The sequence below is a fragment of the Arthrobacter sp. R4 genome (assembly GCF_051365025.1).
Lineage (GTDB): Bacteria > Actinomycetota > Actinomycetes > Actinomycetales > Micrococcaceae > Arthrobacter.
The window spans coordinates 264,147-279,641 of sequence record NZ_JBLWIJ010000015.1 but is presented as its reverse complement, the minus strand read 5'-3'; the positions used below and the strand labels follow the sequence as shown (position 1 = coordinate 279,641).

At 64.2% G+C, this 15,495-nt stretch carries 14 protein-coding genes; 6 read left to right on the top strand and 8 right to left on the bottom strand.

The window, feature by feature from the left end; genetic code table 11:
* The first annotated feature begins 16 nt into the window (after positions 1-16).
* Positions 17-1,402: a M1 family metallopeptidase gene (locus tag ACLKOZ_RS11405; protein WP_436475135.1), complete on the top strand. Its 1,386-nt coding sequence runs from the start codon at positions 17-19 to the stop codon at positions 1,400-1,402.
* A 13-nt stretch (positions 1,403-1,415) separates the two neighbouring features.
* On the opposite strand, the gene ACLKOZ_RS11400 is transcribed toward ACLKOZ_RS11405, so the two are convergent.
* From ACLKOZ_RS11400 to pheS, 3 genes are read right to left on the bottom strand one after another with little or no spacing between them, the layout of a single operon-like run.
* A complete protein-coding gene (locus ACLKOZ_RS11400; protein WP_436475133.1) occupies positions 1,416-2,075 on the bottom strand; it encodes a 4'-phosphopantetheinyl transferase family protein in 660 nt (219 codons plus the stop codon).
* 9 nt (positions 2,076-2,084) lie between these two features.
* Complete coding sequence (gene pheT, locus ACLKOZ_RS11395) at positions 2,085-4,628, bottom strand: phenylalanine--tRNA ligase subunit beta (protein ID WP_436475132.1); 2,544 nt, start codon at positions 4,626-4,628, stop codon at positions 2,085-2,087.
* Between the two features lie 2 nt (positions 4,629-4,630).
* Positions 4,631-5,692 carry a phenylalanine--tRNA ligase subunit alpha gene (gene pheS, locus ACLKOZ_RS11390; protein ID WP_337347664.1) on the bottom strand — a complete coding sequence of 354 codons (1,062 nt, stop codon included), beginning with the start codon at positions 5,690-5,692 and terminating at the stop codon, positions 4,631-4,633.
* 227 nt (positions 5,693-5,919) lie between these two features.
* Here pheS and ACLKOZ_RS11385 point away from each other — a divergent pair, with 227 nt between their 5' ends.
* A complete protein-coding gene (locus ACLKOZ_RS11385; RefSeq protein ID WP_436475129.1) occupies positions 5,920-6,402 on the top strand; it encodes a hypothetical protein in 483 nt (160 codons plus the stop codon).
* Positions 6,403-6,404: 2 nt separating this feature from the next.
* Positions 6,405-7,046: an SIMPL domain-containing protein gene (locus ACLKOZ_RS11380; protein WP_337347662.1), complete on the top strand. Its 642-nt coding sequence runs from the start codon at positions 6,405-6,407 to the stop codon at positions 7,044-7,046.
* Positions 7,047-7,118: 72 nt separating this feature from the next.
* Here ACLKOZ_RS11380 and ACLKOZ_RS11375 read toward each other — a convergent pair whose 3' ends face one another.
* The 3 genes from ACLKOZ_RS11375 to ACLKOZ_RS11365 all read right to left on the bottom strand — a co-directional run bounded on the left by ACLKOZ_RS11375 (position 7,119) and on the right by ACLKOZ_RS11365 (position 10,704).
* Positions 7,119-8,456, bottom strand: a complete 1,338-nt coding sequence (locus ACLKOZ_RS11375; protein WP_436475127.1) for an MFS transporter — start codon at positions 8,454-8,456, stop codon at positions 7,119-7,121.
* Between the two features lie 111 nt (positions 8,457-8,567).
* Positions 8,568-9,581, bottom strand: coding sequence for a PDR/VanB family oxidoreductase (locus tag ACLKOZ_RS11370; protein ID WP_337347660.1), 1,014 nt, complete (start codon positions 9,579-9,581; stop codon positions 8,568-8,570).
* A 28-nt stretch (positions 9,582-9,609) separates the two neighbouring features.
* Positions 9,610-10,704 carry an aromatic ring-hydroxylating dioxygenase subunit alpha gene (locus ACLKOZ_RS11365; protein ID WP_436475125.1) on the bottom strand — a complete coding sequence of 365 codons (1,095 nt, stop codon included), beginning with the start codon at positions 10,702-10,704 and terminating at the stop codon, positions 9,610-9,612.
* Between the two features lie 160 nt (positions 10,705-10,864).
* On the opposite strand from ACLKOZ_RS11365, the gene ACLKOZ_RS11360 reads away from it, so the two are divergent.
* Together ACLKOZ_RS11360 and ACLKOZ_RS11355 are read left to right on the top strand one after the other, a co-directional pair.
* The gene (locus ACLKOZ_RS11360) at positions 10,865-11,464 is read left to right on the top strand and encodes a PadR family transcriptional regulator (protein WP_337347658.1); all 600 of its coding nucleotides are present in this window, start codon (positions 10,865-10,867) and stop codon (positions 11,462-11,464) included.
* Positions 11,465-11,544: 80 nt separating this feature from the next.
* The gene (locus ACLKOZ_RS11355) at positions 11,545-12,675 is read left to right on the top strand and encodes an Rv2578c family radical SAM protein (protein WP_436475123.1); all 1,131 of its coding nucleotides are present in this window, start codon (positions 11,545-11,547) and stop codon (positions 12,673-12,675) included.
* A gap of 21 nt (positions 12,676-12,696) precedes the next feature.
* Here ACLKOZ_RS11355 and ACLKOZ_RS11350 read toward each other — a convergent pair whose 3' ends face one another.
* The gene (locus ACLKOZ_RS11350) at positions 12,697-13,149 is read right to left on the bottom strand and encodes a (deoxy)nucleoside triphosphate pyrophosphohydrolase (protein WP_436475121.1); all 453 of its coding nucleotides are present in this window, start codon (positions 13,147-13,149) and stop codon (positions 12,697-12,699) included.
* 81 nt (positions 13,150-13,230) lie between these two features.
* Between ACLKOZ_RS11350 and ACLKOZ_RS11345 the strand changes: the two genes are divergently transcribed.
* Positions 13,231-14,439, top strand: a complete 1,209-nt coding sequence (locus ACLKOZ_RS11345; RefSeq protein WP_337347655.1) for an MFS transporter — start codon at positions 13,231-13,233, stop codon at positions 14,437-14,439.
* Positions 14,440-14,487: 48 nt separating this feature from the next.
* Here ACLKOZ_RS11345 and ACLKOZ_RS11340 read toward each other — a convergent pair whose 3' ends face one another.
* Positions 14,488-15,465: a cation diffusion facilitator family transporter gene (locus ACLKOZ_RS11340; protein WP_436475118.1), complete on the bottom strand. Its 978-nt coding sequence runs from the start codon at positions 15,463-15,465 to the stop codon at positions 14,488-14,490.
* Between the last annotated feature and the right edge of the window lie 30 nt (positions 15,466-15,495).

Here is a 15,495-nt window from a genome sequence, read left to right as displayed (position 1 = left end):
ATTGAGGCCCGTCCCCATGAGTTTCACAGAACCAGCAAGCTCCGAAGCCGCCGTGGGAACGGCCGAGGCCGGCTTGCGGTCCGACCGCTATATGCCGGGCCATGGCACCAATGCCTACAGCGTTTCGCGGTATGAACTGGACCTGGATTACCGGCTGTCTGCCAACCGGCTCAACGGCCGGGCCGTCCTCCACGCCACAGCCGCACGCCAGGCGTCCGCCGTCGTCCTGGACTTTGTGGGCCTCCGGGCCACCAAGGTGCAGTTCAACGGGCGCCGGGTCCGGCGTTTTGTCCAGCGCGCCGAACAACTGGTGGTGCATCTCGAGGCCGACCTCGCCCCGGGAGACACCTTCATGCTGGACATCCGCTACGAAGGCAACCCCTCGCCCCGCCGCGGGCTGTGGGGTGAAGTGGGCTGGGAAGAGCTTACCGACGGCGTGCTGGTGGCCGGTCAGCCCAACGGCGCCCCCTCCTGGTTTCCGTGCAATGACCACCCGCGGAACAAGGCAAGCTACCGGATCACCGTAACCACCGATGCCAATTACCGTGCCGTCTGCAACGGCCGGCTGGTGGGGCACAGCATCAGGGCCAGCCGCGAAACGTGGACCTATGAGCAGGAAGAGCCGATGGCCACGTACCTGGCCACAGTGCAGATCGGCCGGTATGGGTCCCTGATCCTCGACCCCGGGGACACGCCCGGCGGAGTGCTGCAGTCGGCGGCTGTTCCGGCAGATCTGGCCAGCACGGCCCTGCAGGGGCTGCGCCTGCAGCCGGAGATGATGCGCACGTTTGTCAATTGTTTTGGGCCCTACCCGTTCGCCGAGTACACGGTTGTGGTTGCCGACGATGTCCTGGAGATCCCGCTGGAGGCCCAGACCCTGTCCATCCTGGGGCGGAACCACCTCAGCCCGGACTGGGATTCCCAGCGCCTGATCGCCCATGAGCTCTCACATCAGTGGTTCGGGAATTCGCTGACTGCCAGCGGGTGGAGCGACATCTGGCTGCATGAGGGTTTTGCCTGCTACGCGGAGTGGATCTGGTCAGAAGCCGCCGGCCTGATGACCGCAGGCGACCGGGCGGCGGCCGCCTGGCGCAGGCTCTCCTCCGCGGGCCAGGACCTGGTGATCGGGGATCCCGGTCCGGAGCTGATGTTCGATGACCGCGTCTACAAGCGGGGGGCCTTGGCATTGCACGCACTGCGGCTGCGTTGCGGTGACTTGGCTTTCTTTGCGCTGCTGCAGGAATGGACCCGGACCCACCAGCACGGTTCGGTGTCCACCGCCGAGTTCATCCTGATGGCGGACCGGGTGGCGGGCCTCGACTCCGAGACGCTGCTGCACCCTTGGCTGTTTGAGGAGGCCCTGCCGCCGCTGCCCATGCGCGGGCGGCACGCCTCCGGCTAGCGGAACGGCCCGACTACCCGTCGAGGGCAACAGCGGCCACAAATGCGCCGGGCAAGCCTGTGTCCGCCGGGTCGAGGTCCGTGATCCCGGGTTTGTCGAGAACGTCGACGGCGCTCGGGTCCGCCCGGAGTCCTTCGCCGGTCATTTTGAGCCAGGCCTCTTTCCGGGCCCAGAGCCGGGCACGTTCACGCAGCAGTCCCGGCCCGGACAGATTTCCGACGGCGCGCCGTTCAGCGGCGCTGAGCGCCACGGCGTCGAAACCGTCAAAGTCCAGCCGCGAAGGATCTTCGGCGTCCACACCCAGCCGCATCCCGACACCTGGTGCCACCAGCCCTGCCAGGAGGATCCACTGTTGCGTCCGCGCCATGCTCAGCAGCAGCGGCAACGGCTCTCCCCTGTGGGTGTAGCCAGGCCTGCCATGGGCAAGGTCAGGTCCGGAGCCGCAGCGAAGACAGGAATATCGCACCTCAAGATCCCCCGCCTGCAGTTCCAGCAGGTCCGCGGCGAAACGGCGCAGGGCCGCCCGGCCCGCGACAAAGCGCGCCCGTGCACTGGGCTCCAGGGAGGCCGCCCGGGCGGCCTCCACGGGTTCGAGCAACTGCGCGTCTGAGTCCGGACCGTCCGCGTGGGGGCGGCGGAGATCCACGGCCTGCAGGACGAGCCCGGACTCCACGTCAGTCAGCTAGCGCTGGACGGCACCGAAGCGCTCGGCGGCCAGGGCCACCGCGCTTTCGCGTGCGGCCGACGCCTCGTCAGCCGTCAGCGTGCGGTCAGTCGCACGGAAGCGCAGGCCGAAAGCCAGCGACTTCTTGCCTTCCTCAATGCCCTTCCCGACGTAGACGTCGAACAGCGCGACATCCTCCAGCAACTCTCCGGCTCCCTCCCGGAGCGCCTCAAGGACGTGGTCCGCCGGAACGTCCTTCGGCACTACCAGCGCCACATCCTGGGTAGCCACGGGGAATGTGGAGATATGGCGCGCCACAATGACGTCCGCTGCGGCTTCGAAGAGGGCGTCGGCGTTGAATTCCAGCGCCACCGAGCGGGCCGGCATGTCATGCGCGGCAAGAAGCTTCGGGTGCAGCTCGCCGGCGTAACCCACCACTTCGCCGGTCCGCAGCGAAAGCTGCGCGGCACGGCCGGGGTGGAACGCCTGGTGCGCACCCTGGCTGACCACGATTTCGACGCCCAGGACGTCCCCGGCAATCCGGGCGATGTCCAGCGCATCCGACCAGTCCCACATGCGGGGGGTGTGGCCCGCAGCCGCCGGTGAATCGTGGCCCGTCAGGACCGCGGCGACGTACAGCGGCTGGTCCGGCACGCCGTCGTACAGTGCATCCAGCACCTCGTCGGCAGGCTTGACGCCCAGCGGCGGGATGGAGGCAGTACCCACGGTGCCGCCGGGCAGGAAAACGAGCCCCGACTCAAAAAGCGCCAGGTCCCGGAAGCCGCGGGAGTGGTTCCGCTTTGCAACCTCAATGAGCCCGGGAAGGATTGAGGTCCGCAGGTAGCCGTGTTCCTCGCTGATCGGGTTGGCCAGCTTAACCGCGCTGCGGTCGGCCCCCTGTTCCGCGACGCCGAACGTGTCGTTGGCGGCCTTGGAGACAAACGGGTAGGCCAGCACTTCGGTCAGACCGGCATCGGCCAATGCCTGGATGAGGCGACGGCGCTGCTGCTGCACGCGGGTCAGCCCTCGTCCCGGAGGTGCCACCGGAAGGGTGGCGGGGATGTTGTCGTACCCCACCAGACGGGCGATTTCCTCGGAGAGGTCCTCTTTGGTTTCCAGGTCATTGCGCCAACTGGGGGCGGTAACGGACCATCCGCCGTCGGCCTTTTCGACTACTGCACCAAGATCCACCAGCGAGGTGGTGATCTGCTCTTCGGTGAAGTCGATGCCGATCCGCTGGGCGGGGAACGCCGCAGGCAAGGCGATGGTCACCGCGTCCGGCGCGGTCCCGACGTCGGTCCCGGCCTCGTCGGCGACGCCGCCGGCAAGTTCCACGAGCAGGTCAACAACACGCTGGGCGGCGATGCCGGCAACCTGCCAGTCCACGCCGCGTTCGAAGCGCTTGGACGCTTCGGACGGCAGCTTGTGGCGGCGGCGCGAGCGTCCAATGGACACCTCGTCGAAGTGTGCCGCTTCAACCAGGACGTTCGACGTCGAATCGCTCACCTCGGTGGCGGCGCCGCCCATCACGCCGGCGATGCCGATCGCGCCGGAACCGTCGGTGATGAGGAGGTCCTCGACGTCGAGCGTGCGCTCTTTATCGTCCAGGGTGGTGATCTTCTCCCCCGCCACCGCACGGCGCACCACGATGTCGCCGGAAAGCTTGTCCAGGTCGTAGCAGTGCGTGGGCTGGCCGAGCTCCAGCATGACGTAATTGGAGATGTCCACAGGCAGCGAGATGGACCGGATGCCAGCCAGCCGCAGCCGGGAGGTCATCCACGGGGGCGTGGGCCTGGTGGCGTCGACGCCACGGACAGTGCGGGCCACGAAGCGGTCACAGCCGGGCTTGCCGTAGATGGGAGCGTCGTCGTTGAGCTTGACGCCGTAGCCGCCGGAGAGCTCGGCCGGTGCCTGGACCTTGGAGGCCGGGTCCGTGAAGGAGGTTCCGGTGGCGTGCGCGTATTCACGGGCTACACCGCGGATGGAGAACGCGTAACCACGGTCCGGGGTCACGTTGATCTCGGCCGCCTCGTCGTAGAGGCCCAGCAGGTCCATCGCGTCGGTGCCGATTTCGGGATCCAGTCCGATCCGGGACAGCACCAGGATGCCGTCGTGATCCTCGCCGATGCCCAGCTCCCGGACGGAGGCGATCATTCCGGCGGACAGGTGGCCGTACGTCTTCCGGGCAGAAATGCGGAAGTCTCCCGGCAGGACGGCGCCGGGGAGCGTGACCACCACTTTGTCGCCCTCCACAAAGTTGTGCGCGCCGCAGATGATCCCCTGCACGCCGGACGGATCGATGCCCTCGCCGGACAGGGATTGTTCCTGCCCTTCGGGGACCACGCGGACCTGGCACCAGTTGATGGTCTTGCCGTTGGTCTGGGGTTCCTTGACGATGCTCAGGACCTGGCCCACCACAATGGGACCCTGCAGGGTGTCCGTGGGTCGGTGGACTTCTTCTTCTTCAAAGCCGACTTTGACGAGTTCGGCCATGACGTCTTCGGCCGTTGCTCCGGCCGGTACCGCTGCAAATTCCCGCAGCCAGGAAAGGGGGATACGCACTGTTAGATCTCCATCCCGAAATGCTCGCTGAAACGTACATCGCCTTCGATCATGTCGCGCATGTCGCCCACTTCATTGCGGAACATCAGTGTGCGCTCGATGCCCATGCCAAAGGCAAAACCTGAATAGGCGTCCGGGTCGATGCCGGCGGCCCGGAGGACGTTCGGGTTGACCATGCCGCAGCCGCCCCATTCGATCCAGCGTGGGCCGCCCTTGGCGCCAGGATGCCAGATGTCCAGTTCGGCTGAGGGCTCGGTAAAGGGGAAGTAGTTGGGGCGCAGCCGGATCTGGGCTTCGTCGCCAAACATCTGCCGGGCGAAGTGCTCCAACGTTCCGCGGAGGTCAGCCATGCTGAGGTTCTTATCGATGGCCAGGCCCTCGAACTGATGGAACACCGGGGTGTGGGTGGCATCGAGTTCATCGGTCCGGAACACCTTGCCCGGACACAGCACGTAGATGGGTACGTCGCGCTCCAGCATGGAGCGGACCTGCACCGGGGAGGTGTGGGTGCGCATCAGCAGGTGGGCCTCGGGAGGCTCCACAAAGAACGTGTCCTGCATTTCACGCGCCGGGTGGTCCGGCTTGAAGTTCAACGCGTCGAAGTTGAACCACTCGGATTCCACCTCGGGGCCTTCGGCAATTTCCCAACCCATGCCCACGAAGATGTCCGCCACGCGGTCCTGCAGCGTGGACAGCGGGTGCCGGGCTCCGGCCCGACGACGGCGCGGCGCGGCCGTGACATCAACTGTTTCTTCCAGCAGGATCCGCGCGTCGTTTTCGGCTTCCAGCTCGGCCGTGCGGTCCGCGAGCGCTTTGTTCACCCGGCCCCGGGAAGAACCCATCAGTTTGCCGGCCACGGCTTTCTGGTCCTTCGGCAGAGCACCGATTTCCCGGTTGGCCAGGCTGAGCGGTGACTTCTCTCCAGTGTGGGCAAGCCTCACCGCCTTGAGTTCGTCGAGGGAGCCGGCGCCGGCAATGGCGGCGATGGCCTGGTCTACAGCGGCAGTGATGGCGGCTTCATCCGTAGGGTTCGGGATGGCGGCGCCCGGCAAAGTTTCAGTCATCTACTGTTCTTAGCTACGAGTCGGGGCTGACGTATTTCCTCAATGACCAGGGCAGCCCCACACGGTTTCCCGGCAGCGCGTCCGTCACTGGCAGGCCACCAAAGTGAATCCATGCGGCATGAATGCACTCAATGGCCAGGTCAGGACCGCCAGAACATTACCCGTGGGAGTTCTGCCGGCGGCCACTATCCTCCAGTCTAATTGAAGGCTCCGGCTACCATGGCCTCATGACACTGCGGCGGCGCCTGGCAGGAGCACGGCCATTGACGGCAGGCCAGCGGGCGCGGCAAATCGCCAACCTGGCCAACGGCACCACGCTGCTGGGGCTCGGTATTGCCCGGGCTGCGGGAACCGCCATCACCAAGGGCCCACGGGGACTGGTCATAGCTGCCGGATATCGGTGGAGGCTGCCGCACGCAGGGGCTTTCGCCGTGGGGAATGTGATCATCTGCCGCACCTCCGCTGAACGGCTGGCCTCCAACGCGGCACTTCTGGGCCATGAGGAAAAGCATTGCAGCCAGTACGCCTGCTGCCTGGGATTACCCTTCCTTCCGCTGTATTTCCTGGCCGCCGGCTGGTCGCAGTTCCGGACTGGAAATCCGGGGTCGGCGAACTTCTTCGAAAAGCTGGCCGGCCTGGAGGCCGGCGGCTACGTTGACATCAGGACACCTAGGCCGGCTCCGCACAGTGCCGGTGGAATCGAGGTTTGACCATGGCCGGCGCGAAGACCAGGACCATCACCGTGACGGGAACAGGATCGGCCGAGGCGCCCCCTGACCTGCTGACGATTTCCGTCGGCGTCGAGTGCCGGCGGGACAGCGTGGGTGCTGCCTACGCGGCTGCAGGCACGGCGTCCGCCGCTGTCTCCGGTGTGCTCCGGCAGTACGGCGTTGGCGACGCGGACATCAGGACGTCCGGGCTGAACGTCCGGCCGGAGCTGATTTGGCGCGACGGGGAGGGCCAGAAAGTGGCCGGTTATGTGGCGTCGAGCATGCTCACGGTCCGCCTCCGGCAGATGGGCGCTGCCTCCACGGTCATTGCGGACGTGGTTGAGGCCGGCGGCGACGACGTCCGCCTCAACGGCCTGGAGCTCGGCTTCACGGATGAGTCCGCTGTGATGTCACGTGCCCGGGAAGCTGCGTGGCAGGATGCCGCGGCTGCGGCCGAACAGTTTGCTTCCCTCGCTTCAGCCAGGCTTGGCGCGGTGGTGTCCGTTGCCGAGCACCCCCTCTCATCCGGCCCGGTTCCTGTGGCCAGGCTCGAGCGGGCCGTAGCCACGGACGCCATCAGTGTGGAGGCCGGCCATTCGAGCGTCGGCGCCAGCGTCACCGTGGTGTGGGAACTGCAGGCCTGAAGGAAGTCCGGGACTGCACTGGCTCTCGGCGTCAGGAAGCCGTCGAGAGCCAGTGCAACCGGCAGTTTAAGGTCAGACTCCGCTGAGTTCCTCCAATGAGGCGTCCTTCGCGCCTGGCTCTTTGGACCGGATCATTCCAACAGCGACAGCGCTGATAAGTACTACGGCACCGACGGCGAGGTATAGCTGCACGGCGGACCACGACGCGTCGAGGAGGGCGCCCGTGATCAGCGGGGCAAGGATGGCCCCGATACGTCCGACGCCGATACCCCAGCCGACGCCTGTGCTGCGGGCGGACGCGGGGTAGAGGGAAGGAGCAAGTGTGTAGAGTCCGGCGATGCAGCCGTTGATCAGCACACCCACCAGTATGCCTGCGCCAAAAGCGAGCATGAGCACAGAGGCGGCCGAAATAAAGACGACCATCATGATGGCCGAGAGAACGGTAAAGACCACAAGGACAATTTTGCTGTTCCACCGGGTGGCTATCACGCCGTACAGCAGGGCTCCGAAAATTCCGCCCAAGGTGAGCATCAACCCGCCGGTGATGCCTTGGCTCTCGGTCATGCCGGCGCTGACCAGGAGACGGGGAGTCCAGCTGTTGACGAAGTAGAAGCCGAACATTGTGGCGAAGAAGGCCAACCAGAGCAGCAGCGTGGAACGCCGGTTGGCGGGCGACATGAGGTCGGAGACGGGATTTGGCTTCTTCCTGGCCGGGGCAGGAACGTCCTGCAGGACGGCAAGTTCGGGGTGGCCCGTTTTGCGTGCAATTCGATTGAGCCGGTCCAGGACGTTGCGGGGCCTCTTGGTCACGAGGAAGTCGACAGACTCAGGGAGCACGAACAGCAGCAATACCAGGATGCTGAGCGTGCTGATACCGCCGAAAACAAAGACGGAACGCCAGCCGTACTGGCTCTGGAGGTAGACGGCGACGGCACCTCCGGCAGTGGCGCCGACGCCGTAGCCGGCCGTATAGATCCCAATGCTCAGACCCCGGCGCTGCTTAGAGGAGTATTCGCTGGCGATGACGTTGGTGCAGGCCAGGATACAACCCACGCCAAGGCCCGTCAGAAAGCGCCAGATGCCCAACTGCAGCATGTCTGCGGCCGTAGCTGCCAGCACCATGCCCAGGCCGGCCACTCCGACGGCAGCCAGAATCATCGGCCGTCGTCCGATGATGTCAGCGATGGGGGCGAGGCAGAGGGATCCAATGGCCATGCCTACGAGGCCCGCGCTCAAGAGGACACCCAGTTCGGAGCCCGTAAGGCCAAATTCCTTGGTGACACCGTTGGCCGTGAAAGCCATTGCCAGGACGTCGAAGCCGTCCAGGGCGTTGAGCAGCACGCACATCCCGATGATCAACCATTGGTATGGCGACATCCGGGATCTGTCGATACGTTCGCGTAGATCCATCTTGTATTCCTTGGAGTCAGGAGTTCCCTGGTGGGAGCTGGTTCTGTTGAGGGCGGCGGAGATGTCCGCAACCCGTTTGAGTTGATGCACGAAGTGCCGAAGCAGGCGCGATCAGGAGACGTCGATCGTGACGACCGCCAATGACGCGGAGGCTGCAGCGTCCTCCCGGTAGCCCGTGGCAGAGGTGACGGCGCGCGAGACACAGCAGCACATTTTGCGGGCAGCATGTTGCTGGCGTTCGCTGTAGAAGACGTCGCGATGATCCACGACGCCCTTCAAATCCAGAATGCGAACCTCACAAAGTCCGCATTCGCCCTTGCGGCAGTCGAACATCATGTCCACTCCGGCGTCCTCCAGCGCCTCGAGCATGGAGCGGCCCTGCCCCACTTTCGCCTCAACTCCCAGCCGCGGAATCCGGACCAGGAACTCCTCGGGGTCGTACCACCCGGAGTTGCCAAAGGTTTCGTAGCGCAGATTCGGCATGTTGAGTTCCCGCTCGGCCCAAGCCCGGCGCACAGCATCCATCAGCCGGATTGGCCCGCACATGTACAGTTCTGTCTCCATATCGAGGCCGGCAACCATGGCTGTGACGTCCAGGCTGCCACCGTCGTCGTCAACGTGGATCTGCAACCGGTCCCCGTGGAGATCCCGTAAATCCTGCAGGTAGGCCATCGCGGGTACCGTCCGGCCGGCGTAGACCAGGGTGTAGTCCGCTTTGACATTTCGAAGCACCGTGGCCATCTGCATAATGGCCGTAATCCCAATTCCACCGGCCAAGAGGACGTACCGCTTGGCCCCGACGCGCAGTGGAAAATTCTGCAGGGGTTGGGTGATTCGAAGTGTGTCGCCGGGCTTCAACGCGTGCATGAAGATGGATCCGCCTCGCGAAACGGGGGTCTTGAAGACGCTTATGGCCAATCTCTTTCCGCCATCAATGGATTCAACGACCGAGTAGGAGCGCTTCTCCGTCGCCCCGTTGATCATCACGCTGAGATCGATGTGCGATCCGGGCTCTGCATGCTTCGGCTCGGCCGGTTCCAGCTCAATCCGGCGGATGCCTGTGGCCACGTCCAAGACAGCCACGACCGTCGCCGACTGCCAGATTTCGTTGTTGGTTGCTGCCATGGTGTTTCCCCTTGAAGTCCGTGGTTGCTCAGAGTGCCGCCACCATGCGGCCCTCTGCCTGGAGCATCCGTTCAATCATCCTGCGGACCCACATGCCGCCAGCGTCAATATTCAGGCTGTAGAACTCGAAATCCGGGTTGGCGTCAATGGCAGCCTGCTGAGCGGCCAGCATTGCTTCATCCTCACCGAACACGCCATGCACGGCGTTGCGAAGCTGCGTGGTGATGAGCTGGCTGTCCAGGCAATAGTTGCGCATGAAGGCCCAGAAGTAGTGGCAGGACTTTGATGTCTCCGGGCTGATGGTGTTCATGACATAACCGTTGACGCCCTGGCTGCGGTCGCCATCCGGGGCGCCTGTGCCGGCCTTGGCAACGCCGACGTCAATGCGGATGGTCGAGGGCGCCTCAAAGCGAATGATCTGCCAACGGTCCACCTTGCCTTCGAAGCCTGGGAATTTGTCACGCAGGTTTTTGAGCCAGAACGGCGGGGCCTCGATATCGAGCATCCATCGGGAGACGGTTACCGTCCGGTCGTCGTGCGTGACCACAAATTCTGATTCGCTCAGCTCTTCCTGGCCGATGCTGGAGGCGTGGACAAATTCCTCGTGTGTAAGGTCCATGAGGTTGTCCAGGACCAGCTGGTAGTTGCACGGAGCAAAGATCGTCTCCCCATCGCCAGCCCAGTCCGGGCTGTCCATTTGGTGCATGTCGGGAACAAGGCCCGGATCCGCCTGGGTTGGGTCGCCCAGCCAGACCCACACAAAACGATGGCGCTCCACTACCGGGAAGGAAGGCACCGTGGCCGAGGGGTTGATGCTCTCCTGTGCCGGCATCGACGTACAGCGGCCCGCCGAGTTATAGCGGATGCCGTGATACGGACACTGGATCTCATCCCTGCCCACCACTTTGCCCATGGAGAGCGGGGCGAGTCTGTGCCAGCAAGCGTCGGCCAGTGCCACGGCATCGCCGTCCTCCGTCCGATAGAGGGCCAGGGGGCGGTCGGCGATCCGGCGGGCCAGGGGCTTCCGGGTTACCTGGTGGTCCCAAGCGGCAACGTACCAGGCGTTCAAGGGATAGCCCAGGACTTTGTTGGTGGTGGAACCAATGGTTTGGAGCACAGTCATCTTTGACCTCTTTCGGGGGCTGGCGAACATCTGCTGCGGGGTTACATGCTGATGTGGGAGCAGTTCTCTGAATGCAACTATCTATGTACATAGATGGTGGGTTGGGTCACACACTATCTATAGATATAGTTAGTTGACAAGACCTCGAAAGGAATTCCCCATGAGTCTTCGCTACGCGCTTTTGGCATTGCTCACGGTCGAGCCAATGACCGGTTACGACCTGGCCAAACGATTCGAGTCCTCCGTTGCTTTCGTCTGGCACGCTCCGGACTCGCAGATCTACCCCGAATTACGGAAGATGGCGAAGGAGGCCCTGCTCGAGGCGGAGGAAATCTCCTGGGGACCCAACGGGAAGAAGACGCAATACCGCATCACCTCCGAAGGCCGCGACGCTTTCCGGCAGTGGATGAACACACCCTTGGAGTACTCCCGCGAGCGCGATCCGGTGCACCTCAAGGCCGCCTACCTGGAGTGGGCCGAGCCAAGCGCGGCCAGGCAGCACATGCAGGCCCATATCGATTACCACACGATGCGGCGGGCTCAGTGGACCGGAATGATCGCAGAGTTGCGCGGAGCCACCAATGAAATGCTGAACAAGAGGTTGGCAGCAACCCCCGAGCAGGACCGTAGACGCACTTTGGAGTACAAGATCTTCACCTATGAGGGGCTGATCGCCAGGGCGGAGACGGAGATCGAATGGGGCAAGCAGGGACTCCGGCTCATCGATTCATTCCCCGCACCTTCACAGCAGGGGACCTGATTCAGGCTGACGCAACTCTTTCGGCTCGCCGTATCGCACCCATCCTTGACTTAAGTTCGAACATATCTTCGAATAGAGGCATGAGATGGGATGCACAAGCACTGATGCCGCGGCCCGGCAATGACGCCGGAAGCGTGGCATCACCGGCCCTGCTCCCCCTCGCCGGATTGGTCCGTTCGGTTACCACTCCCGAGTTCGCCGGCATCACCTTCCATGAGGTCACTGCCAAATCGGTGCTCAACAAGGTGGTTGCCGGTTCAAGGATGCCATTCGAGTGGACGGTGAACCCGTACCGTGGCTGCAGCCATGCCTGCGTCTATTGTTTTGCACGCAAGAGCCACACGTATCTCGATTTCGACGCCGGCCTTGACTTCGACAGCCAAGTGGTGGTCAAAGTCAATGCCGCAGAAGTCCTCCGGAAAGAGTTGGCCAAGCCTTCCTGGGGCCGCCATCAGGTGGCTCTCGGCACCAACACCGACCCCTATCAGCGTGCGGAGGGCCGTTACCAGCTCATGCCGGGCATCATCACCGCATTGGCGGACTCCGGCACCCCGCTGTCCATCCTCACGAAGGGGACGCTGCTGGCCCGCGACATTCCTCTGTTGAAGAGGGCTGCCGCCCAGGTGCCGGTGGGTGTCGGCATCTCGTTGGCCATGACGGACGAAGCACTGTCTGAGGCCGTGGAGCCGGGCACTCCGGGCCCGAGGGCAAGGCTGAAACTGGTCTCCCGGCTACGCGATGCCGGGCTCCCCTGCGGTGTCATGGCCATGCCCATCCTGCCGTGGCTCTCGGACAGTGATGAAGCATTGGATTCCCTGTTCGCTTCCCTGGCTGCCGCGGGAGCTACGGGCGTCACCGCCGGAGCCCTCTACCTGAAGCCGGGCACCCGGGAATGGTTCATGCAGTGGATTGCCAGGAACCACCCGGAGCTGGCTGGCAGGTACCGGCGCCTCTACGGCACGGGATCCTACGCCTCCAAGGAATACCGCGCGTGGCTGGCGGCAAAGGTCCGCTACTTCAAGCAGCGGCATGGCTTTTCAAGCGGCCACGGTTTCAGCCACCGTGACCTTGAGGACGATCCCCGCGGCGAGGAAGCACAGTATCCCGCCGGGAGCATTCCGCCTGCCCACTTTGCCGGTACACAGGAAAAGCCGGCTGCAGATTCCCCACCGGCCGCCTCCGGCCTTAAGCAGCAGCCCACGTTGTTCTAGCGAACGCCTGGGGGAAATAGTTCAGCGGGGAGCGCTTGAACCCACGAGCGTGCCCAAGGATTCCAGGAGGGCCCGGACAATCGGGAAGTCGGCCGGGATCCACGGAAGGCTGAGAGCTTCGTCACGGTTGGTGGTGCTGATCCACCGCAGCAGGTCGTGGTCTTCGAGCGGCCGGGGCTCGCCGTCCGAAATTTCCGCAAGCCACACCCGCATGCTCGCGCGCTCGTTCAGGCGCCAGCCAGCGGGCGTTGCGGCGGGCAGTTCCTCCCCGAGGCGGACCTCGACGCCCAGTTCTTCCCTGAGTTCCCGGTGTAGTGCGGCCTCGCCTTGTTCGCCGGCTTCCACTTTCCCGCCGGGGAATTCCCAGAGCCCGGCGAACTGCTCAGGAGCCGTCCGCCTGGCCACCAGCATCCGGGTGGGCTCCGCTAACGAGTCAAGGATTGCGCCGCCAACTACCTGTATCCGTCCAGTCACCCTTCCAGTCTATGGGGGACAATTGATGAGGTGCCCGCGGGCGTGCGCCACAATCCACTCCCCTTTCGAAAAAGCAGGCACATGAGCAGCGTCATCCAGTCACCCACCGCCCGGAAAACCCAGTCCCCCGGCATCGCGCCCGCCATCATTTCGCTGGCGATGGGAGGCTTCGGGATCGGCGTGACAGAGTTCACTATGATGGGCCTGCTCAAGGAAGTGGAAGTGGGCCTTGGCATCAGCACGCCGGAAGCCGGACACCTCATTTCTGCCTACGCCCTGGGCGTGGTGGTGGGCGCACCCCTGCTGGCCGCAGTCGGAGCCAAACTGCCGCGAAAACACCTGGCCCTTGGACTGATGCTCTTCTTCAGCCTTGCCAACCTGACCTCGTTCCTGGCCCCGGACTACGGCACCATGTTGGTCTCCCGCTTTGCCGCCGGTCTGCCCCACGGCGCGTTCTTCGGTGTGGCGGCTGTCATCGCCGCGTCGCTCGTGTCGCCCACCCGCCGGGGGTGGGCCATCTCCATGGTGATGGCCGGATTGACTGTCTCCAACGTCGTCGGCGTGCCGCTGGCCACGTGGGTGGGCCAAGCATTCGGCTGGCGCCTGCTGTTTGTCCTGGTGGGGGCCATCGGACTGTTGACCCTGGCGCTGCTCTGGAGGTTCGTGCCATTCCAGGCGGCGCACCCCGATGCCAGCATCCGGCGCGAACTCGGGGCGCTGAAGCGTCTTCAGGTCTGGCTGGCCATCTTGATTGGCATTGTCGGCTTCGGCGGCTTTTTCGCCACGTACACCTACATAGCCCACACCATGACATCAGTGGCGGGCATCCCGTCGTCCCTGATCCCGCTGGTGGTCGCACTCTATGGGCTGGGCATGGTCGCCGGCAATATCGTGGGTGGCCGGATCGCCGACAGGTCCGTGATGGGAACCATCTACCGGGTGCTGCCTGGCATCGCCGTGGCGCTGGTGGTTTATGCCGTCGCTGCGCAATGGCCGTGGTCCGCGTTTGTCATGGTGTTTGTTGTGGGTGCGGCCGGCTCGATGCTGGTACCGGCACTGCAGACCCGCCTGCTGGATGCTTCCCCGGACGCACCTTCACTCGCTTCCTCCCTCAACCACGCGGCGCTGAACGTCGCCAACGCACTGGGCGCCTTCCTGGGGGGTGTGGTGATCGCCTGGGGCTGGGGCTATGTTGCTCCAGCCCTTGTAGGAGCCGTCCTTGCCATCCTTGGCTTGGGTGTGGCCATCATCAGCGGGCTGCTGGAACGCAAAAAACCGCTGACCGCCTGATCCAGTGAATCGGCGGCCAGCGGCCAAGGGCTATGTCCCATGGCAGACTCAGGCTTTGGCGTCCTGCTCCCCCGCTTTGCCGGCCGGGGCTTCCGATGGCGCTGTGCCCCCGGTGTCTGCACGGTGGAGGTCAGGTTCCAGGTAAATGACGCGGGCGATCGGAACCGCTGCCCGGATCCTTTCTTCTGCTCCATCGATGGCCGCAGCGATGTCACGGCCTGCATCGGCTGCGCCGACGGAAATTTTCGCCGCCACAAGCAGTTCTTCCGGACCAAGGTGGAGGGTCTTCAGGTGGATAACGCGCGTCCCACCAGACTCGATGGCGCGGTGGATTTTGTGGCTGTCATCCTTGCTGGCAGATTCACCCAGCAGCAGCGACTTGGTTTCGAGAGCAAGAACGACGGCGATCAGCACCAGCAGGATGCCGATCATGCCGGTGCCGATGGCGTCCCACACACCGTTGCCGGTCAGGAGGGTGAGCCCCACGCCGAAAAGGGCGAAAATCAGGCCAACCAACGCGCCGAGGTCCTCGAGCAGGATTACGGGAAGTTCGGGCTGCTTCGCGGTACGCACAAAGCTGACCCAGTTCTGCTTCCCTCGCACGTGGTTCGATTCGATAATTGCGGTGCGGAAGGAAAAGGACTCCGCGATGATTGCGCCCACCAGAACTGCCAGCGGAACCCACCAGAAGGCGCCTTCGATGGCATGCGGGTGCTGCAGTTTCTCCCACGCCTCATAGAGGGCAAAGAGGCCGCCGACGCTGAACAGCACGATGGAAACAATGAAGGCGTAGATGTAGCGCTCGCGCCCGTACCCAAAGGGGTGCTCGGGACTTGCGGCCCGCTTGGCCCGTTTTCCGCCCACCAGCAGCAGGATCTGGTTGCCGGAGTCAGCCAGGGAGTGGATGGCTTCGGCGAGCATCGAGGACGAAAGTGTCAGGATGTATGCGACGAATTTGAGGACGGCGATTGTCAGGTTTGCGGCAAGGGCCGCGACGATCGCCTTGGTACCGCCAGTTGCAGCCACGTGGGCTTCACCTCTTAAGGATTACAGGGC